This window comes from Paraburkholderia phymatum (assembly GCF_038900715.1).
In the GTDB taxonomy this organism is placed as follows: domain Bacteria; phylum Pseudomonadota; class Gammaproteobacteria; order Burkholderiales; family Burkholderiaceae; genus Paraburkholderia; species Paraburkholderia phymatum_A.
Genome location: NZ_JAYMRZ010000009.1, coordinates 226,656 through 245,315, shown reverse-complemented (window position 1 = coordinate 245,315; position 18,660 = coordinate 226,656). Strand labels below are relative to the sequence as shown.

Here is an 18,660-nt window from a genome sequence, read left to right as displayed (position 1 = left end):
CATGACGAATCCGCGACGATTGCACGACGAACACGTAATTCACCCACGCTTGCGGCAAGCCACGCGCACCGTGCACACTGACGCCATCCGTCAGGCCAGGAGCCAACAACGCGATGAACGATTCCTACCTGAACTTCGTCAATTCACCGCTGGGGGCGCGTGTCGCGCGCTCGCTCCGGTGGCCGTTGCCCGAAGTGCTGCGCCGCTATCGTGCCGATGCGCCCGAATTCGACGGCATCGTGGCCGTCGGCGCGGGGCCGTCGCCGCAACTGCTCGACGCGCTTGCCGGCGTGATCGCGCACATCGGCATGACGAGCGTCGCACACGCGGGCGCGAGCGCGTGGGTGCCGCTTGCGAACCGCCACGGCCTGATGACGGGCCGCTTCGAGCCCGCCGACCCCGCAGCGGGCGCACAGACGGGCTCGCAGGCGCGCGTGCGGGCGCTCGTATTCGACGCGAGCGGCATCGAGGACAGCGCGCAGCTCGACACCGTGTATGCGTTCTTTCACGACGCGCTGCGCTCGCTCGACAAGTGCGGACGGATCGTCGTGCTGGGCCGCCCGCCCGAGGCCTGCGCGAGCCCGCGCCAATGGACGGCGCAGCGCGCGCTCGAAGGCGTGACGCGCTCGCTCGGCAAGGAAGCGCGGCGCGGCATCGCGTCAAATCTGATCTACGTGGCGGATGGTGCGAAGAGCGGTGCCAAAAGCAGCGCCAAAAGTGACGCCACGAGCAGCGCGGAAAACAGCGACGACAGCGGCATCCAGAGCGGCATTGAATCGACGTTGCGCTTTTTCCTGTCGCCGCGCTCGGCGTATGTGTCGGGCCAGGTCGTGCGGATCGGCACGGCGCCTTCCGCGCTCGGCGGCGATTTCGACTGGACCCAGCCGCTCGCGGGCCAGCGGGCCGTCGTGACGGGCGCGGCGCGCGGCATCGGCGCGGCGATCGCGCACGTGCTCGCCGCACAAGGCGCGCACGTGACGGGCATCGACGTGCCCGCCGTCACCGACGCGCTCGACGCCACCATGCGCCAGATCTCCGGCACGGCGCTGCCGTTCGACATCGCCGCGCCCGAAACGCCCGCGCAGATCGCGGCGGCCCTCGACGAGCTCGGCGTCGATGTGTTCGTGCACAACGCGGGCATCACGAAGGACAAGACCATCGCGAAGATGAGCGAGCCGGCGTGGCGCAACGTGATCGACATCAATCTGTCCGCGCAGGAGCGCATCGACGACGCGCTGCTCGAAGCGGGCACGCTGCGCGACGGCGGGCGCATCGTCTGCGTGTCGTCGATCGGCGGCATCGCGGGCAACGTCGGGCAGACGAACTACGCGGCGTCGAAGGCGGGTGTGATCGGCCGCGTGCACAGCATGGCGCCGCATCTGGCGAAACGGCGCATCACGATCAATGCCGTCGCGCCCGGCTTCATCGAAACGCAGATGACGGCGAAGATGCCGCTTGCGATCCGCGAAGCCGGCCGCCGGATGAACTCGATGAGCCAGGGCGGCCAGCCCGTCGATGTCGCGCAGACCATCGCGTGGCTCGCGCATCCGGGCTCGGCGGGCATCACGGGCCAGGTCGTGCGCGTGTGCGGCCAAAGCCTGATAGGAGCGTGACCGCCATGGCCCTGTTCGACTCCAGCCGGATGTTCGGCGCGCCGCGTCCGAAAACAGTCGTCCTGCCCGAACTGCCGCAGCCCGCGAAGCTGTATGCGCGCGCGCTGTCGGGCGTGGCCAAGCGCTTTCAGCGCAACCGCCCGACGGAGCTGCCCGCGCTGCGGCTCGTGCGTCCTGCCGTCACGCTCGATTCCGTCGCGATCGAGCGCTATGCGCGCGTCTGCGGCTTCTTTCCCGAGCAGGGCATTCCGTTCACGTATCCGCATCTGCTCGCGTTTCCGCTGCATCTGCTGTTGCTGACCGACCCGGCGTTTCCGTGGCCCGCGCCCGGCATCGTCCATCTCGCGAACAGCGTGCGCATGCGCCGCCCGCTCGCGTTCGACGACACGCTGCGCGTCGAAGTCGAATTCGGCGCGCGGCTGCGCCACGACAAAGGCCAGGCGTTCGTGATGCACACGCGCATCTACCGGCGCGGCGAAGCCGTGTGGGACGGCGACAGCGTGTATCTGAAGCGAGGCGTCGCGGCGAACGGCGATCCGCTGAGCCCGCTCGAAACCGACAGCAGCGCGCTAGCGCGCCACTCGCGCTGGCAGTTGCCCGCGCAACTGGGCCGCGACTACGCGCGCGCATCGGGCGACTACAACCCGATCCATCTGTCGATGCTGTCCGCAAGGGCGTTCGGCTTTCGGCGCGCGATCGCGCACGGCATGTGGACGCTGGCGCGCACGGCCGCCGCGCTGCAGCCGCCTAAGCGGCTCGCCGACGCGACGCTCGCGGGCGAATTCCGGACGCCGATGCTGCTGCCGGGCGAAGCGTCGCTGTGGACGGCATCGCCCTCGCCGACTGCGCGCGAGTTCGAAGTGCGCGATCCGCAGAGCGGCAAGCCGCATCTGCGGGGCCGGTTTCAGTGGAATCTGCAATGAGGCGGCTGGGGCGCGCCGCGGACTGCGCGGAAGCCGCGCCCACGGCACGATTTCGCAACGCGATTGCGCGAGCCGGTTGCGCGAGCCGGTTGCGCGAACCGGTTGCGGGAGCCGGTTGCGCGAACCGATTGCGCAAGCCGATCGCGCGAGCCGATTACGCGAACTGTTCACGCAACCCGCTCACGCAACCGATCACGCAATCCATTCACGCAAACCGATCACACACGCAATCCGCCATCACGATGGAATCATCGCCCCGCCTGATTCGTTCTGAAGCAGGCGCCGGGTGTTTCATGCCGACCTGATCCGTCGCACAGACGGACGCGACCACGGAGCTTCCCGATGCCTCACCCGTCACAACCGCTTCCCGCCGCGCGCCGCGTCGCGATACTGGGCGGCAACCGCATCCCGTTCGCGCGCTCGAATACCGCGTACGCGACGGCCTCGAACCAGGACATGCTGACTTTCACGCTGCAAGGTCTGATCGACCGCTACAACCTGCACGGCGAGCGCCTCGGCGAAGTTGCGGCGGGCGCCGTCATCAAGCATTCACGCGATTTCAACCTGACGCGCGAAGCCGTGCTGTCGACCACGCTCGCGAAGGAAACGCCCGCCTACGACGTGCAGCAGGCGTGCGGCACGGGCCTCGAAGCGGCGATTCTCGTCGCCAACAAGATCGCGCTCGGGCAAATCGATGCGGGCGTCGCGGGCGGCGTCGATACGACCTCCGATGCGCCCATCGGCGTGAACGAACGGATGCGCAAGATCCTGCTCGAAGCGAATCGCGCCAGATCGGCGGCACAACGCGTCGGCGCGCTGACGAAGCTGCGGCCAGGCATGTTCTTCAAGCCGCTGCTGCCGCGCAACAGCGAGCCGCGCACGGGGCTGTCGATGGGCGAGCATTGCGAGCGGATGGCCAAGCGCTGGAGCATTTCGCGCGAGGCACAAGACGTGCTCGCCTACGATAGCCACCGCAAGCTGACGGAGGCCTACGCACGCGGCTTCCTGAACGACCTGATGACGCCGTATCGCGGACTCGCGCGCGACAACAATCTGCGCAGCGATCTGACGCTCGAAAAGCTGGCGTCGCTCAAGCCCGTGTTCGACCGCGACGCGGGCACGATGACGGCGGGCAACTCGACGCCGCTGACGGACGGCGCATCGGCCGTGCTGCTCGCGAGCGAGGAATGGGCGGCCGCGCGTGGCCTGCCCGTGCTCGCGTACCTGACGTGGTCGGAGACGGCAGCCGTCGATTTCTTCGACAAAAAGGAGGGCTTGCTGATGGCGCCTGCGTACGCCGTGCCGCGCATGCTGAAACGCGCGGGCCTGACGTTGCAGGACTTCGACTTCTACGAAATTCATGAGGCGTTTGCCGCGCAGGTGCTGTGCGCGCTCGCGGCCTGGCAGGACGATGAGTACTGCCGCACGCAACTGGGACTCGAGGGCGCGCTCGGCACCATCGATCGCGAGAAAATGAACGTGAACGGCGGATCGCTCGCGACGGGCCACCCGTTCGCCGCAACGGGCGGGCGCATCGTCGCGGGCCTCGCGAAGATGCTTGCGCAACTCGACAAGCCAGCGCGCACCGGGCGCGGCCTGATATCGATCTGCGCGGCGGGCGGCCAGGGCGTCGTCGCGATCCTGGAGCGGTAGAATCGCGCTCCCGACCGTTGCCACCCAATCGCCGGCTACCTTTGGCAACCCGAACGGTTCATGCCCAAACAGCACACAACGACGACGAGAGACCCAGGAGACGCCACCATGACCGAACCCACCGCTTCGCATTCCGCGCAGACGCAAACGCAGTCCGGGTCGCAGTCGCAATCACAGTCGCAGCCACCGGCACAGCCACCTGCCGCGCCCTCCTCCGCCCACGCCGCGCCGGACACGGACGGCATCTGGTTCGCGTCGTACTCGCCCGACGTGCCGCATGAGATCGACGCATCGCAGTATGCGTCGCTCGTCGAGTTCTTCGACGACTGCACGACGCGCTTTCGCGAGCGCGTCGCCTATGTGAGCGTCGGCGAGAGCCTCACGTATGCGGAGCTTGCACGCAAGGCGACGGCCTTCGCTTCGTACTTGCAGAGCATCGGCGTGAAGCCCGGCGAGCGCGTCGCGATCATGCTGCCGAATACGTTCCAATATCCCGTCGCGCTCTTCGGCGTGCTGAAGGCGGGCGCGATCGTCGTCAACGTGAATCCGCTGTACACGGTGCGCGAGCTGTCGCATCAACTGAAGGACAGCGGCGCGCAGACGATCGTCGTGTTCGAGAACTTCGCGAAGACCGTCCAGGATTCGCTCGCGGGCACGCGCGTGCAGCACGTGATCGTCACCGGCCTGGGCGATCTGCTGAAGGACGGCCTGAACCTGAAAGGCAAGCTGATCAACTTCATGCTGAGGCACGTGAAGAAGCTCGTGCCCGCTTACGACCTGCCGCAAGCCGTCCCACTGCTCGATGCGCTCGCGACCGGCTACGGCCGGGCGCTCACGCCCATGCGGATCGCGACCACGGACCTCGCGTTCCTGCAATACACAGGCGGCACGACGGGCGTCGCGAAGGGCGCGATGCTCACGCACCGCAACGTCGTCGCGAATCTGTTGCAGGCGAAGGTATGGGCCGAGAGCCAGCTCATCGACGAAATCGAAACGGTGCTCACGCCGCTGCCGCTCTATCACATCTATTCGCTGACCGTGAACGCGATGATCTTCATGGGCCTCGGCGGACGCAACATCCTGATCGCGAATCCGCGCGACACAAAGCGCGTGATGAAGATCCTGCGTCACGAGACGTTCACGGGCATCACGGCTGTCAATACGCTCTACAACGCGTTCCTCGATGACGAGGAGTTCCGCAAGCGCGACTTCTCGAAGCTCAAGCTCGCGATGGCGGGCGGCATGGCGATGCAAAAGGCCGTCGCCGACCGTTTTCGCGAAGTGACGGGCAAGCCGATCATCGAAGGCTACGGGCTCACGGAATGCTCACCGATCGTATCGATGAACCCCGTGGATCTGAAGCACATGCGCGAATTCGACGGCTCGATCGGCCTGCCCGCGCCGTCGACGCAAGTGCGCTTTCGCAAGGACGACGGCAGCTGGGCGAATATCGGCGAGGCGGGCGAGCTGTGCGTGAAGGGCCCGCAGGTAATGAAAGGCTACTGGAACCGGCCCGAGGAGACCGCGAAGGTGCTCGACGACGAAGGCTGGCTCGCGACGGGCGATATCGGCGTGATGGATTCGCGCGGCTATATCCGTCTGATCGATCGCAAGAAGGACATGATCCTCGTGTCGGGTTTCAACGTCTATCCGAACGAGATCGAGGACGTGATCGCGATGCATCCCGACGTGCGCGAAGTGGCCGCGATCGGCATTCCCGATGCCGCGCAGGGCGAGCGCGTGAAGGTGTTCGTCGTGCGTCGCAATCCGTCGCTCACCGAGGAACAGGTGATCGCGCACTGCCGCAAGAATCTGACGGGCTACAAGGTGCCGAAGGTCGTCGAGTTCCGCGACGAGCTTCCGCAAACGAATGTCGGCAAGATCCTGCGGCGCGAGCTGCGCGATCAGGAACTGGAGAAGCTGAAATCATCGTGACGGCCTACGCGCGCGTTTGCGTACCCTTGCGCGTCTGAACGCGCAGCCGGGGCGACGAAGCCGTCCGCGCTTTTTGGAGCGATGCATGCATCAACCGATGTTTGTGAAGAAACGCTCGCGCTGGACCCGGCTTCGCGCCGCCCACGTCGTCTGCACGGTCTGCACGGTCTGCGCGCTGATGGCGGGCATCGCGGGCACGGCATTCGCGCAGAACAACAACGCGGCGGCACTGGCGCCGAGCGCGCCGAACATGCCGAACATGCCGGGCGCGCCGAATGCCGCCAGCGCCCCGAGCACTCCGCCGGTCGCGAGCGATGCCGCCGCGCAAGTCGCGAAGCTGCCGCTCGAACAGCAGGTCAAATGGCTGCGTCGCGCCGCGCAAAGCGGTGCGCTCGAACAGATGGACGATGCGCAACTCGTCGCGCTGTTCGAATCATTCGACCCGCTGACCGTGCCGCGCTATATCGAGGAAGGCCCGAACGGCTATCCGTCGTACGAGTTCACGATGCTGCGCCAGGAGCGCATTCGCGGGGTGTGGCCGCGCAAGCCCGATCATATGCTCGTGCGGCTCACGCGCGATCCGCTGCGTATCTACGGCAAATGGCTGCCGGGCGGTCCGCACTCGGGCCAGGAAATCATCTACGACGAGTCCAGGCGCAGCGATGCGATGTACGGCCACCTCGGCGGCCTGTTCAACATCATGCCGTTGTGGGCGTCGATCGACGGATCGCTGGCGCGCGCGCAGTCGAACCATCGCGTGCGCGATCTCGGCACCGAATTCATCGCGCAGCAGTTTCTCGACGAAGGCAGAAAATTCGCCGACGCCGGCATCACGCATCCGGCGCAGATCGACGTGAAGACGCTCGACGGCGTGCGCGTCGTCGCGTTCACCTACGAGACGCCGACGGGCCAGCCCGAGTTCTATGCGAAGAAGGAAGTGCTCGGGCTCGATCTACGGCATCCGTATTTCAGAATGGTCGAATCGTATGGCAACGATGGACAGATCTTCGAGCGCATCGTGTTCGTGACGATCACGCCGAAGACCTTCGAAGACATGGTGTTCGATCCGAAGAACCCGGAGTACAAATTCTGATCACGTCGTCAGCGCGAAGGCGACGGCCGCGCTGTGTTCCTGTGCAGGCATCGCCGCATGCGTTTGCGCGAGCGCCGCGCCCGGTTGCAGCGCGAGACGCGCGAGCACGAAGAAATCGGCGGCGCGCGTGACGCCGATCAGCGTGAGACGCCCGTCCGCCTGCGCCGCGCGCGGCGCGAGCGCCTCGTACCACAGCACGGCGATATCGGCGTGCGGCGCGTCGTTGATGTCGAAAGCAGGCAGGCGCACGTGCGCCGCATGCGCCGACAAGGCCGCGGATTCCGGCAAGCTCGTATCGATCAGCGCGATGTCGGCGAGCAGGCCATCGGCGTGAAACCACGGCACGCGCCACGCCGCCGTCGCCGATAGCCATGCGCCCGCCGCGATGAATGTGCGACGTTCCATGTCGACGCTACCTCCTTCTCTACCTCCGTGCTCCCGCGCGCGCCCATCATGTATAGCCGCGCCTGCCGCGAAACGCCTTCGGCCAGATGCCCTGCTTGCCCGGCGACAGAATGCCCGCGGGATCGAGCGCGTCCTTGATCGTCTCCGACAGCCGCAGCAGTGCGCCATCGTTGAAGTTGTATCGCGCCGCCGCGAAATCCATGTAGACGAGATGCGAGCGGTATTCGCCATAGCCCGCGCCGTGCGCATCGCTCATCCACGCGCGCAGCAGATCGCCGGCCTGTTCGCTTTGCCGCGCGTCGGCGTGATCGAAGATCGCCGCGGCGATGTGATGCAGATGCCGCTCGCCCGCCGTGAAGCCGCCGTAGTAATCGAAGCCGTATTCGTTCGCGCGCGCCTTCGCCATCGTGTACTGGCGCATCGCATCGCGCCCGGTCGCCGGACACACGGGCGAAAAATCGACATGCGCGCCACTGCCGCCGCGCCAGTCGAGCATCCGGAACGCCGTCATCGCGGGAATGCCCGCCAGATTGCGATCGCCGCCCGCTTCGGGCTCCGCGTTGCCGTCGTAGACCTTCGACATCATCCGCGCACCCGGAATGCGGCCGAACGCGCGACGCACGAGCGTCTCTTTCGCGTCGATCACGTCGCGCCCGCCGTATAGCGCGTAGTGCAGGTTCCAGCGGCCGATCTTCAGCGCGTCGGTCATCGACGCGATCGCGCTTTCCGGCATCACGCCCTTGCCCCGATACCACTGCGAACGCGGCCCGATGCCCGCCGCGCGCCGCAGCGCGCCTTCGATGACGGCATGATTGCCGATCGTGCCGTCGAGGCGCAGCGGCCTCAGCGTCTCGACGATCGCGTCCAGATCGTCGTCGCGCTGAAACTGGATTTCGCCCAGCAGATACGCGCTCGGTGCGGGCATCAGCCAGACACCCATCTTCGTGACGATGCCGTAGTTCGACTGCATGAACATCGGATCGAACGACGGCCCGTAGCCATGCTTGAACGCCTGCCACGACGTGCCGATCTCGATGCCGCCCATGCCCGTGCGCACGACGTCGCCATTCGCGAGCACGACCTCCATTCCGCACTGCGTCGCCGCGTGATCGCCGTAGGCCGTCGTGCCGAAGCCGCGCTCCAGCGTATTGCCGACGATGCTGCCCCAGCCCGCCGCGGGCGGATCAACCCACAGCCTGTAGCCGCGCTCGCGCAGATGGTGATGCAGGTCGAAGTAGCTGACGCCGGGCTCGACGAGCGCGTACGCGAGCGGCTCGTCGACGGCGAGAATGCGGTTCATCCGTTGCAGGTCGAGCACCACCGATCCCGCGAGCCGGGGCGCCGCGCCGCCATACGCGAAGTTGCGACCCGTCGACACCGTCCACAGCGGGATGCGGTATTCATTCGCGACGCGCAGGATCGCGCGGATCTCGTCGACGTTCGCGGGCAGCAGCGCGGCCGACGGCACGAACGACGCGGCGAGCGTGCCCGGCGCGAAAGGATCGGCATAAGGCGCGAGGCTCGCCGCCGACGACGCGACCTGCGTCGCGCCGACGATCGCTTCGAATGCGGCGAGCGCGCGATCGAATGTCGCGGCGGAAACGTCCGGCGGCAGAGTGCGAGTCAAGGCGCCTCCATGTGGCGTCGGCCATGCTGCGTTGAGTGGTGCGTCGAGTTATGGGTTGCTCGTGACGGCATTCGACGGACGGCATTCGACAGAAGGCGCTCGGCGAACGGCGCTCATGCCATTCGACGGACGGCGCTCATGCGGCACGCGCGACGGCGTGTTCAGCGTCCGTGCCCGCCGCCGCCTCCGTGCATGCCGCCCATGCCGCCCCATGCGTGCGATCCGCCGCCCCAACCGTGCATGCCGCCCCCGCCGTGGAATCCGCCGTGCCCGTTGAAGCCGCCATGTCCGTTGAAGCCGCCATGTCCGTTGAAGCCGCCGACCGGATGCCCCCAATGCACGTGATGCATATGGTGAAAATGGTGGAAGTGGTCGACGAACACGAACGACGCGCCGCCAACGACGACAGGCGGTCCCCAATACCACGGATCATAGTAAGGATAGGCCGGAACGGGATAGACGGCGGTCGTGTCCGTGCCGTTGCCCTGCTGCATCAGCCACGTGCCGTCCGGCTGCCTGCACGCGATGCCGCTGATCTGCTGCATCGTGCCGTCGATTTCCGCCTGGCCCACGACGGGCTGACAGACGGTGTCGCCCGAGTTGAGGTCGCTGGCGTTGTCGCCGAACTGCTCCTGCGCGGCGACGGGTTGCGCGGCGGGCCCCGCGCAACCGGCGCACACGAACAGCGCCGCGCTGATTCCTGACAAAGTACGCATGATTGATCCTGCTTCGACGGTGCGGTGTCGCGGCACGCATCGCGCGCCGACGCCGTGAAGACCCCATCGATTTGCCTTGCAGGCAGGTGACAAGCCACTCTTTCGCGCCCGTCGAAGCCGGCGGAACACGCGCCTGCACAACGACATAAACGCACACGCGTGCGGCGCTATTCCTGCACCGCCGATTACAGCGTAGGTCGTTTTGTTACCCCGTGTTTCGCTTGTTTCGAGCAGAGAACGCGAAGCGGAAAAAAGCCCCGCGCGAGCGCGCGCTACTGCCACGCCTCCGGACGCCCGCCGAGTTCGCCGCAGACTTCAATCGCGATCGAACGCAGCTTGGCTTCCTCGATCGGGCCCGAGAGCGCGTAGCCCATGTGGTCGTTGATCCAGTAGAACGTGCGGCGATTGCCGTCACGGAACAGACGGAACGCGGTTTCGTCCCTCGGAATGCCCGTCACGTAGAGCGTGAGCCGCGCGCCGCTCGGGTTCTCGTACATGAACTGCGCGGCAGGCCCCGCCTCGCCCGGCAGCAGCCGCCCGCCGACGAGCGTATAGCCGTATTCCTGCAGCGAAGGCACGGACAGATGACGGTTGAGCCGCTTCGACAGCCACGTGATCAGATGCTCTTCCTCGCTCGCGGCGACTTCGACGGGATGGCGGCGCTCCGGCGTGTAGACGGCGTAGGCGATATCCGCGCGCTTCGCGAACGACATGATGTCGCCGTTGCCGCCGCCCGTCAGACGCGGCACGAGCGGACCCAGCGCGAGCGCAAGCCCCGCGCCCGCGATCACCCAGCACGCCGCGATGCCCACGCGCCGCCACCACGGCACGCGGGCACGCAGAACGATCACCTGTGGCTCCTCGCGCTCGCTCCCGCTCTCGCCCACGCCGCACAGCGCCTGCAAGGCGGCCTTTTGCGCGCGCCACGACGCAACCTGCGCGGCCGCCTGCGGATCCTTCGCAAGATGCTCGTGCACGGCCGCGCGCTCGCTCTCCGGCAATTCGTTGTCGACGAATGCCGACAGCGCGCGCAGGTCGGGCGCGCCCGTGGAATCGGTCGAATGTTCGTCGTTGTTCATTGCCCGCTTCTCGCCCCGTTTCTGACTACTTTCAGCGACGGTGACTTGTGTTGCACTGGCCCTTCCGTCAAAAGCGCCCGCATATGCTCGCGCGCGCGGGACAGCCGCGACATCACCGTGCCGATCGGCACGCCGAGCGTGGCCGACGCTTCCTGATAGCTCAACTCCTCCACGCACACGAGCAGCATCACTTCGCGCTGCTCGACGGGCAGACAATAAAGCGCGCGCTGCACGTCGCGCAACACCAGTCCGTCGACTTCACCGTGCGGCGCTTCGAGATTGCGCCACGGCGCGCTCTCGTCGTCCACTGCGATTTCGCGGCGCACGCGCAACTGGTCGATGTAAAGGTGACGCAGGATCGTGAGGAGCCACGCGCGCAGATTGCTGTCGGGGCGGAACCCCTTCCATCGCGCGAGCGCCCGCTCGGCCGTATCCTGAACCAGATCGTCCGCCCAAGCCGGGTCGCCCGTCAGTGCGCGCGCGTAGCGGCGCAACTGAGGGAGCCACGAAATCACCTCCGCTTCGAACTTCACCCGGCGCTAGCCGTCAAGCGAGCGCGCGCATCAATAGCCGCCGCTGCTGCCGCTTGTGCCGCTGCTGCTCGCGCCCGACGAACTCATGTCGCCGGTGGACTGACACGCGCTCAACGACAACGAAGCAACCCCTAGCGCAACGATTACGAATACGGCAGATACCAGTCTGGACACTTTCATGAAGACCCTCCTGTACCGACTGCGCCACGCGTGACGCAGCCATGCGTTGAATGGACAAATCATGCGGAATCGCGCGATGCCGGCGGCGGATGCCGCAGCGTTGTGTGCGATACCTGACTGATAAACGCTCACGACTTGCGCTTTATTCCGAAGCATCGGCCATTTATTACCTGTCCGCCTTCGGGTCCTGCTTCCGGTCTTACCCCCGACCTTGCCCCGACGGACATGCTCTGCGCGGCATGGTCGTTGCGCGGCATGTCCATTGCGTGCCGCAACGTTGGATGGCGCGCACTGCAGAGCAGGATTTCGTAACTCAACGTTACACATGGACTTTAGAGGATGCTTCCGCGCTCACAAGTGGTTATAGTGGGCGTCAGTCGGTTCGCGTTTGGCGCCCGTCATGCCGGCCCGCGGCCACAACGGGTAAAATCCCCGGCGAACAACCGATTTTCTATACACAATTGTCCATGCCTCCCGCAGAATCGCATCCGCAAAACGACTTCATGAACGCGGCGCGCAAAGAACGCAAGCGCGTCGAAATTTACCTCGTCAACGGTATCCGGCTGACGGGCTGCATCGAGTCGTTCGATCAGTACCTGGTGATGCTGCGCACGCCCGTCGGGCTGCAAGGCATCTACAAGCGCGCCATTTCGACGATCCAGCTCGACACGGGCTCGCGCCCCGCGCCGCGCGCAGGCGGGCGGCCGTCGCATGGCGAACACGCCGCGCGCGGTCCGCACGGCTCGCGCGAGCACCGCGAGCCGCGCGAACAGCGCGAGCCGTATGGCGGCGCGCCGCAAGCGCCGTCGGACCGGTCGTCGTCGGACGGCCCGGTGGTCGTCACGCGCCGCCGGCGTCTGTATGGCGCGGGTACGGGCAACGATCAGGGCAACAACAACGGCGGGAACGCCGAATAAGCGGCGCAAGCCGTCTGACAGGCCGCCACGGCGGCCATCCGTCCAACGCGCCGCCAGATACCGGCGCCAGATAGTCACCCGATAAGCGGTCGCAAAAGCCGTCGAACAAGTGGGTCGGATAAGCGGCTCAACAAGCGGCCCAAACGAGTCGCCAAACAGGCGACGACGCATCGATCGGGCGCGCGCGGCGCGCCGGCATTTCACGCAACCGACGAACCGGCGCGATCCGCCAGCTGCTTCAGCATCCTCTCGATCCGCATGCCCTGCTGCGCGGTCAACTCATAGCCACCCTTCACTTCCAGTACCCTGCGACGCCAGTAGCGTGCGTTGAGCCTGCGCATCATCGGCTGACGCGTCGCCCATTCCAGATGCTGAAGCTCCGATTCGACGACGTGCGTCGCGTTCAGGCGCTGTCTACTGCGATAACCGTCCGCTTGCATGGGCCTCCCTCACATGTCCGCCGCGACCGGCTCGCTGTGCGCCGCCGTCCCGATGCGCTAAGAACGAATCGTCAGGCGAGAAATTCCATCGGCCTGCATCGCGCTGCCTATTCCATCTATTCCCGCTTCACGACGCTTTTCGGAAGTCGAATGACAGCGCGCGTGTGCGTCGATTGAGCATGCGCATCGTCCTATACCATCCGGCCAGGCGGTCGCGTTCGCGCTATTGAGCTATTCTGGTTGCTCGATACCGTCGTATGTCATAGCGGAGCACGTCATGTCCAGCACGAAGCCGAAAGCACCGAAGCCATCCGAGGAACCCCACACCACGGAAGAACGCCTCGACGAGGCACTCGAAGAAACCTTCCCAGCAAGCGACCCCATCGCCGTCGATCCGGACGAAGCCGACGAAGGGAACCATCAGCGCAAGCAGAAGAAGTCGCGTTGAGCGGACGGTCGCCGTCAAACAGGAGCAGGAGCGAGCGGTCCGTCGTGCGCGGCAACAGTGCGCGCGGTTCGCGTATTCAGGCATTGCGCGCCTTGGACGCGTGAATGATCGCGTGCGCGAGCATGCGCATGCTCTCTCGCCATGCTGATTCGCGAATGGGCGGTGAACGATCCGCGCATGAGCCGCGAATGATCTGTGAATGATCTGTGAATGAGCCGTGAACCAGCCGCGACCGATCCCTAATGAGCCACGAACGAGCCGCAAATGATCTGTGAATGAGCCGTGAACCAGCCGCGACTGATCCCTGAATGAGCCACGAACGAGCGGCAAATGATCTGCAAATGAGCCGTGAACCAGCCGCGACTGATCCGCGAACGAGCGCGGAACGAGCCGCGACTGATCCATAAACAAGCCGCGCAGCCATAAAAAGCCCGCGCGGCTCGCACGAAAGGCCGCACCGGATCAGTGCGCGGGCAACCCGCTTTCGAGTTGCCGCTGCAGATCGCGCACCTGGCGCTGCGCGGCGCGCAACTGCTCCTGCGCCTGCGCCTTTTGCTGCGCCAGCGAGGCCGTTTCCGCGCGGGTCTGCTGCTGCATGCTGTTGACGATGCTCTGCTGCTCGTGCGCGACATTCAGGTCGGCTTGCAGGCGGCTTGCGCGCTCCTGCGACAGCGCGACGAGGCGATCCGTATACGCCTTCTGCGCTTCGAGTCTCGTGCGGCGAATTTCGATGTCGGACAGTTGCGCCGTCTGACGCGCGAAGTCGCGATAGATCTGCTCGGCGCGCGCGTCGTCCTGCGTCTTGATGACGCGCCAGAAGTTCTTCTGCTGGAACAGCGCGACGTAGTACGTGATCTCTTTCGCGTTGAACAGCAGGCTCGCCCCGTAGCTGCCGTTGTACGTCGTGCGCAGTTCGGCGATGTCGCTGCCGTGGATCATCTGTTGCAGTTCCGCGACATTGCCTGTCGCGGACTGCTTCGCCTCGTCGGGCGTGAGTGCAAGCGTTGGACTCGCCGACGTGGCGGGAGCCGCAGCCGTGGCCGTGCCCGCTTGCGCAACGACGGCAGTCGCGGCCGTGGCAGCCGTGCCGGCGCCTACCGCGCCGTTTTCCGCTGAAGCCTGCGCATATGCCCCGTGAACAGCCCCAAAAAGAATGCCCGCCGACAGCGCGATGTGTCGAATTTTCGACTTCTGGTCCATATGATTCTGCCCGTATCGTGTTGTAGTTTTGCAAAACCGGCTAATTATTACTCACTTTCGCGCGTTTCGGGTTCCTCGTCGAAAATCTGGTACTTGCGCATCTTTTCCCACAGCACCTTGCGGCTGATCCCGAGGTAGTGCGCAGTGTCCTGGCGACGCCAGCTGTTCGCATCGAGCGCCGCAATCACGCGGCTGCGTTCGGCCATATCCCATTTGCTGCGGTCGACGAGCACTTCCGCCGCGCTCTCGGCGGGCACGGGCTGGCTGCTGCGCGCGATCGCCAGCAGCCGGTGCAGCCGCGCCGCGTCCCACGCGCCAATCTGCCGCACGGTCACGCCGATCCGTTCGGCCAGATTGCGCAGCTCGCGCACGTTGCCGGGGAAGTACGTATCGGCGACGGCATCCGCGAGCCAGTACGGAAGGTCGGGCAGCGTCTCGAGCCGCCCGGCGCCCACGACGGCCGCGATGAACGCCTTGAAGATCGCGATCTTGTCGACGGCGCCCCGCTCTTCCAGCGACGGAATCCTCAGTTCGATCACCGCGAGCCGGTAGTACAGGTCCGCGCGAAACGTGCTGTCCTTCACGAGTTGCGGCAGGTTCCGGTTGGTCGCTGCGACGAGCCGGAAGTCGAGCTTCACGGGCGTCGCGGAGCCGATGCGCGTCACGGCGCTGTCCTCGAGCACGCGCAGCAGCTTGACCTGCTGATACAGCGGCAGATCGCCGATTTCATCGAGAAAGAGCGTGCCGCCGTCGGCCTGCTCGAAATAGCCCTTGTGCGCGCCGACGGCGCCCGTGAACGACCCTTTCGAGTGTCCGAAAAAGAGCGATTCGAAGAGCCCATCGGGAATCGCGCCGCAGTTCACCGCTACGAACGGCCCCTGTCCGTAGCGCGAATGTTTCTCGTGCAGCAGTTGCGCGATGCGCTCCTTGCCGACGCCCGTTTCGCCATGCACGAGCACGCTCGTATCGCAATCGGCGAATGTTTCGACTTCATGCAGCAACGCCTGCATGCATTCGGAGTTCGCGACGAGCGCGCCCGATTCGTGCGTCTGCGCCGAATGCGCGCGCAGCTGCACGACGAGCTTCGACACCATGCCGCGCAGTTCGGCGCACGTGAAGTCGAGCGGCAGCACGTGCGAGTACTCGGCGGGAAACATCGCCGGGTCGTGATCGCGCGGCGCGGCGCCGACCCAGATCACGGGCATCGCGTGCGTCGCCTGCAGATCGCGCACGGCAAAGCCCGCCGTATCGATCACCGACACGCTGATGATCGCGAGCGACGGCCTGACCGACGTGTGCTCCGGCGACAGCGCGATATCGTCGGCGCGAATCACTTCGACGTCGAAGCTCGCCATGCAGCGCGCGACGCGATCGACGATATCGGCCTTGCCTTCCCAGACATACAGGTCCAGTTCCTCGATCCTGGTAGCGGTTTTCATGGATGAAGAATCCGTTCACCTTCGATTGATGGGATGGTCATCGCGTTTTCCGTCGATCCGTCGATCCGTTCAGTTGACGAGCTGCGCGTCGCTGCACGTCTGCGAGATCGCGTGGACCGTGCTCACGCCGACCTGTGCGCCGAGCAGTTGCAAAAGCGGAACGAGCAGCGTGTCGAGTCCGTTGAGGAGCGGCGTCAGCGCGCCGACCAGAACGGCCAGCAGCGGCTGCACCGCGCTCGACACCGCCGGATTCGCCGCGACGCCGCCCACGGTCACGAAGAGCGTACCTGGCTGTTGCGGCTGTTGCAGTTGTGCCGCGAGCTGGGCCAGCAGCCCGCTCGTCGCCGAGCCCAGGCCGTTGGTGTTGGTCGATTGATAGTCGTCGGCGTCACCGGCGACGCCGTCGAACGTGAGCGTCGCCGGCTCCGACGCCTGGAGCGTTGCATGCAGACCCGACGGCGGCGACACACTCCCCGCATTGATATTCGCCGACACCGACGTCAGAAGCAGCGGCACCGTCAGCGATGCGATCGTCGCCGGCTGCTGGCACGTCGCTGGCGATGTCGGGTTGCTCATGTTCGACGCGGCATCGCCGCTAATGCATGCGTTCGCGATGCCCGTCCGCACGACGATCGTGCTCGTGCTGGCCGCTCTCGATGCCGCGCACTGCGTCGCGGCCAGATTCGCCGTACCCTGCGCGGCCTCGACGTAGAGCGGCAGATCGACGGTCACGCCGGGCAGCAGCAGGATCGGCGGCACCTGTAGCTTGACGTCCAGGTACGCGCGGACCTGCGCGGCATGCGCGCTCGTGCGGTAGTTGCCGCTGCTGTCCATGCCCGCCTCGCCCACTGCAATGACAGGCGGCTGAAGAATCGCGGCCTTCGCTGTCAGGCTGACGGGCAACGTGACGCCCGGTATCGCCGACGGATCGAGCGCCGCGCCCAGATCGAGCGCCGAGTTGCCATGCGCGAGTTCGGCGGCAACGATCAGCGCGTCGAGTGCGCTGACCGTCGCGGACGCCGCCGCCTGCTTATCGGCGAGCCCGATCGCGAGCAGTCCCGGCGCACCCGCGCTGTCGCCGAGCGCGAGCTTCGGCCCGCCGTTCGCCGCCGCCCGGATCGTTGCGAGCGCCGACGCCACGGTCGCGCTCGCGGCGCCGTTGCGGCTCAGCACCGTCGCCATCGCGCCCGCAAGATCCGCGACGGTCGTGTTCGAATCGAGCAGATCGTTCATCGATGCCGCGCCGAGCTGCGTCGCCAGATCGCCGAGCCTCACGTTCGCCGACGCGAGCGCCTGCCATGTAACGACATCCAGCGACACGTTCGCGCCGAGCAACGCGCCCAGCAGTCCGTTGATCGCGCCGCCTGACAGCGTGGCGAGACTCGTCGACAGCGCGAACGATGCGGTATCGACGGCTTTCGCCGTTGCGACCGCCTGCACGTCGCGCGCGGGTCCGATGAAGAAATGGCGCACGCTTTGCGTGGCCGTCACCTGCACCGCGTTCAACGGCATCGCGCCCGACGTATCGAACTGCGCGGCCCCGCCCGTCGTGCTCCATCTGCCGCACACGACGTCGACGGGGCCGGCGCCCTTGTAGCCGTTCTGCGCCGCGCTCTGTTGCGCCGAGGCCGACGCCGTCGCGCAGCCGCCCGCCATGCCGATGGTCTGCGCGCCCGCGACGGCGGCCATGTCGGCCGTGCGCTGCAACTGTCGGCGCACGAGGTACACGTTGCCGACGTCGATCACGCCCAGCGCCGCAACGGCCGCGCCGATCCACACGGCCGCCAGCACAGCCGCCGCGCCGCGCTGACGGCGCACGCTCGCGGGAACGAAGCGCGCTCGCCGCGAGGGCATCGACGGACGGCAACGAATGTCTTTCGACGCCATCTCAGTTCTGCGACGCCCCGCCGACGTTCGTGTAATCGACGTGCAGCAGGTTGCCGCCGCCGTTCAACGACGAACCGAAGGACGCGGGAATCTTCGTCCTGAACGAGTCCATGTAGCGCTGATACGCGAAGCCCGCTTCTTCGCCGAGCATCGGCAGAGCGGGAGCGGCAGCCGCGCCGCTGCGCTGCAGGTCGAGCCAGTTGCGCGTCGAATGGCCGATTTCGCTCGCGAGCGCGGGCACGCGTGCGCTGCCGTTCGCCGTATTCCCAGTCGCACTCGCCGTATTCACACTCGCCGTATTGCCATTCGCCGTATTGCCATTCGCCGCATTGCCGTTCGCCGCATTGCCGTTCGCCGCATTGCCGTTCGCCGCATTGCCGTTCGCCGCATTGCCATTCGCCGCACTGCCATTCGCCGCATTGCCATTCGCCGCATTGCCATTCGCGCCTTGCGCGCACGCGCTGCCCATCGCGCAACATGCCACCGTCACGCAACCCGCTGCCACCACACCTCGCCATGCCACGGCCGTTTTCATCGTTTGCTCCCTTGCCTCGCTGCCGGTCAATCGCGCG

General features: G+C 66.3%; 18 protein-coding genes. 7 read left to right on the top strand and 11 right to left on the bottom strand.

Annotated features, from left to right (window positions below):
* Positions 1–113 precede the first annotated feature (113 nt).
* The 5 genes from VSR68_RS18825 (at position 114) to VSR68_RS18805 (ending at position 7,217) form a co-directional block, all read left to right on the top strand.
* Positions 114–1,613, top strand: a complete 1,500-nt coding sequence (locus tag VSR68_RS18825) for a 3-oxoacyl-ACP reductase (RefSeq protein ID WP_342941262.1) — start codon at positions 114–116, stop codon at positions 1,611–1,613.
* A 5-nt stretch (positions 1,614–1,618) separates the two neighbouring features.
* On the top strand, positions 1,619–2,536 hold the full coding sequence (locus tag VSR68_RS18820) for a MaoC/PaaZ C-terminal domain-containing protein (RefSeq protein WP_342941261.1): 918 nt from the start codon (positions 1,619–1,621) through the stop codon (positions 2,534–2,536).
* Positions 2,537–2,878: 342 nt separating this feature from the next.
* Positions 2,879–4,189 (top strand): acetyl-CoA C-acetyltransferase, encoded by a 1,311-nt coding sequence (locus VSR68_RS18815; RefSeq protein ID WP_342941260.1) that lies wholly within the window; start codon positions 2,879–2,881, stop codon positions 4,187–4,189.
* A 108-nt stretch (positions 4,190–4,297) separates the two neighbouring features.
* Positions 4,298–6,124, top strand: coding sequence for an AMP-binding protein (locus VSR68_RS18810; RefSeq protein WP_342941259.1), 1,827 nt, complete (start codon positions 4,298–4,300; stop codon positions 6,122–6,124).
* A gap of 85 nt (positions 6,125–6,209) precedes the next feature.
* Positions 6,210–7,217, top strand: coding sequence for a DUF1571 domain-containing protein (locus VSR68_RS18805; protein WP_428983533.1), 1,008 nt, complete (start codon positions 6,210–6,212; stop codon positions 7,215–7,217).
* On the opposite strand, the gene VSR68_RS18800 is transcribed toward VSR68_RS18805, so the two are convergent.
* The 6 genes from VSR68_RS18800 to VSR68_RS18775 all read right to left on the bottom strand — a co-directional run bounded on the left by VSR68_RS18800 (position 7,218) and on the right by VSR68_RS18775 (position 11,757).
* Positions 7,218–7,622: a hypothetical protein gene (locus VSR68_RS18800; protein ID WP_342941258.1), complete on the bottom strand. Its 405-nt coding sequence runs from the start codon at positions 7,620–7,622 to the stop codon at positions 7,218–7,220.
* A 46-nt stretch (positions 7,623–7,668) separates the two neighbouring features.
* Positions 7,669–9,249, bottom strand: a complete 1,581-nt coding sequence (locus VSR68_RS18795) for an FAD-binding oxidoreductase (RefSeq protein WP_342941257.1) — start codon at positions 9,247–9,249, stop codon at positions 7,669–7,671.
* 161 nt (positions 9,250–9,410) lie between these two features.
* On the bottom strand, positions 9,411–9,965 hold the full coding sequence (locus VSR68_RS18790; RefSeq protein WP_342941256.1) for a hypothetical protein: 555 nt from the start codon (positions 9,963–9,965) through the stop codon (positions 9,411–9,413).
* Between the two features lie 272 nt (positions 9,966–10,237).
* Complete coding sequence (locus VSR68_RS18785) at positions 10,238–11,044, bottom strand: anti-sigma factor (protein WP_342941255.1); 807 nt, start codon at positions 11,042–11,044, stop codon at positions 10,238–10,240.
* Positions 11,041–11,577 carry an RNA polymerase sigma factor gene (locus tag VSR68_RS18780; protein WP_342941254.1) on the bottom strand — a complete coding sequence of 179 codons (537 nt, stop codon included), beginning with the start codon at positions 11,575–11,577 and terminating at the stop codon, positions 11,041–11,043. Before VSR68_RS18780 ends, VSR68_RS18785 begins: the two co-directional genes overlap by 4 nt.
* A gap of 30 nt (positions 11,578–11,607) precedes the next feature.
* The gene (locus tag VSR68_RS18775; RefSeq protein ID WP_342941253.1) at positions 11,608–11,757 is read right to left on the bottom strand and encodes a hypothetical protein; all 150 of its coding nucleotides are present in this window, start codon (positions 11,755–11,757) and stop codon (positions 11,608–11,610) included.
* A gap of 467 nt (positions 11,758–12,224) precedes the next feature.
* Here VSR68_RS18775 and hfq point away from each other — a divergent pair, with 467 nt between their 5' ends.
* Complete coding sequence (gene hfq / locus VSR68_RS18770; protein ID WP_342941252.1) at positions 12,225–12,674, top strand: RNA chaperone Hfq; 450 nt, start codon at positions 12,225–12,227, stop codon at positions 12,672–12,674.
* Between the two features lie 200 nt (positions 12,675–12,874).
* Here the strand turns inward: hfq and VSR68_RS18765 are convergent, their stop codons facing one another.
* Positions 12,875–13,114 (bottom strand): hypothetical protein, encoded by a 240-nt coding sequence (locus VSR68_RS18765; RefSeq protein ID WP_342941251.1) that lies wholly within the window; start codon positions 13,112–13,114, stop codon positions 12,875–12,877.
* Between the two features lie 277 nt (positions 13,115–13,391).
* Between VSR68_RS18765 and VSR68_RS18760 the strand changes: the two genes are divergently transcribed.
* Complete coding sequence (locus VSR68_RS18760) at positions 13,392–13,562, top strand: hypothetical protein (RefSeq protein ID WP_342941250.1); 171 nt, start codon at positions 13,392–13,394, stop codon at positions 13,560–13,562.
* 462 nt (positions 13,563–14,024) lie between these two features.
* Here VSR68_RS18760 and VSR68_RS18755 read toward each other — a convergent pair whose 3' ends face one another.
* The 4 genes from VSR68_RS18755 to VSR68_RS18740 form a co-directional block, all read right to left on the bottom strand.
* Positions 14,025–14,762, bottom strand: coding sequence for a DUF2968 domain-containing protein (locus tag VSR68_RS18755; RefSeq protein ID WP_342941249.1), 738 nt, complete (start codon positions 14,760–14,762; stop codon positions 14,025–14,027).
* 47 nt (positions 14,763–14,809) lie between these two features.
* Entirely contained in the window at positions 14,810–16,201 is a 1,392-nt protein-coding gene (locus tag VSR68_RS18750) for a sigma-54 dependent transcriptional regulator (protein WP_342941248.1), read from the bottom strand.
* A gap of 69 nt (positions 16,202–16,270) precedes the next feature.
* Entirely contained in the window at positions 16,271–18,088 is a 1,818-nt protein-coding gene (locus VSR68_RS18745; RefSeq protein WP_342941247.1) for a TadG family pilus assembly protein, read from the bottom strand.
* A gap of 1 nt (position 18,089) precedes the next feature.
* On the bottom strand, positions 18,090–18,623 hold the full coding sequence (locus tag VSR68_RS18740; protein WP_342941246.1) for a DUF3613 domain-containing protein: 534 nt from the start codon (positions 18,621–18,623) through the stop codon (positions 18,090–18,092).
* Positions 18,624–18,660 lie beyond the last annotated feature (37 nt).

Coding starts and splice junctions, on each gene's coding strand:
- VSR68_RS18790 (WP_342941256.1), bottom strand. CDS start 9,965: ATGCGTACTTTGTCAGGAATCAGCGCGGCGCTGTTCGTGTGCGCCGGT.
- VSR68_RS18750 (WP_342941248.1), bottom strand. CDS start 16,201: ATGAAAACCGCTACCAGGATCGAGGAACTGGACCTGTATGTCTGGGAA.
- VSR68_RS18785 (WP_342941255.1), bottom strand. CDS start 11,044: ATGAACAACGACGAACATTCGACCGATTCCACGGGCGCGCCCGACCTG.
- VSR68_RS18765 (WP_342941251.1), bottom strand. CDS start 13,114: ATGCAAGCGGACGGTTATCGCAGTAGACAGCGCCTGAACGCGACGCAC.
- VSR68_RS18800 (WP_342941258.1), bottom strand. CDS start 7,622: ATGGAACGTCGCACATTCATCGCGGCGGGCGCATGGCTATCGGCGACG.
- VSR68_RS18820 (WP_342941261.1), top strand. CDS start 1,619: ATGGCCCTGTTCGACTCCAGCCGGATGTTCGGCGCGCCGCGTCCGAAA.
- VSR68_RS18810 (WP_342941259.1), top strand. CDS start 4,298: ATGACCGAACCCACCGCTTCGCATTCCGCGCAGACGCAAACGCAGTCC.
- hfq (WP_342941252.1), top strand. CDS start 12,225: ATGCCTCCCGCAGAATCGCATCCGCAAAACGACTTCATGAACGCGGCG.
- VSR68_RS18815 (WP_342941260.1), top strand. CDS start 2,879: ATGCCTCACCCGTCACAACCGCTTCCCGCCGCGCGCCGCGTCGCGATA.
- VSR68_RS18760 (WP_342941250.1), top strand. CDS start 13,392: ATGTCCAGCACGAAGCCGAAAGCACCGAAGCCATCCGAGGAACCCCAC.
- VSR68_RS18745 (WP_342941247.1), bottom strand. CDS start 18,088: ATGGCGTCGAAAGACATTCGTTGCCGTCCGTCGATGCCCTCGCGGCGA.
- VSR68_RS18755 (WP_342941249.1), bottom strand. CDS start 14,762: ATGGACCAGAAGTCGAAAATTCGACACATCGCGCTGTCGGCGGGCATT.
- VSR68_RS18775 (WP_342941253.1), bottom strand. CDS start 11,757: ATGAAAGTGTCCAGACTGGTATCTGCCGTATTCGTAATCGTTGCGCTA.
- VSR68_RS18825 (WP_342941262.1), top strand. CDS start 114: ATGAACGATTCCTACCTGAACTTCGTCAATTCACCGCTGGGGGCGCGT.
- VSR68_RS18805 (WP_428983533.1), top strand. CDS start 6,210: ATGCATCAACCGATGTTTGTGAAGAAACGCTCGCGCTGGACCCGGCTT.
- VSR68_RS18740 (WP_342941246.1), bottom strand. CDS start 18,623: ATGAAAACGGCCGTGGCATGGCGAGGTGTGGTGGCAGCGGGTTGCGTG.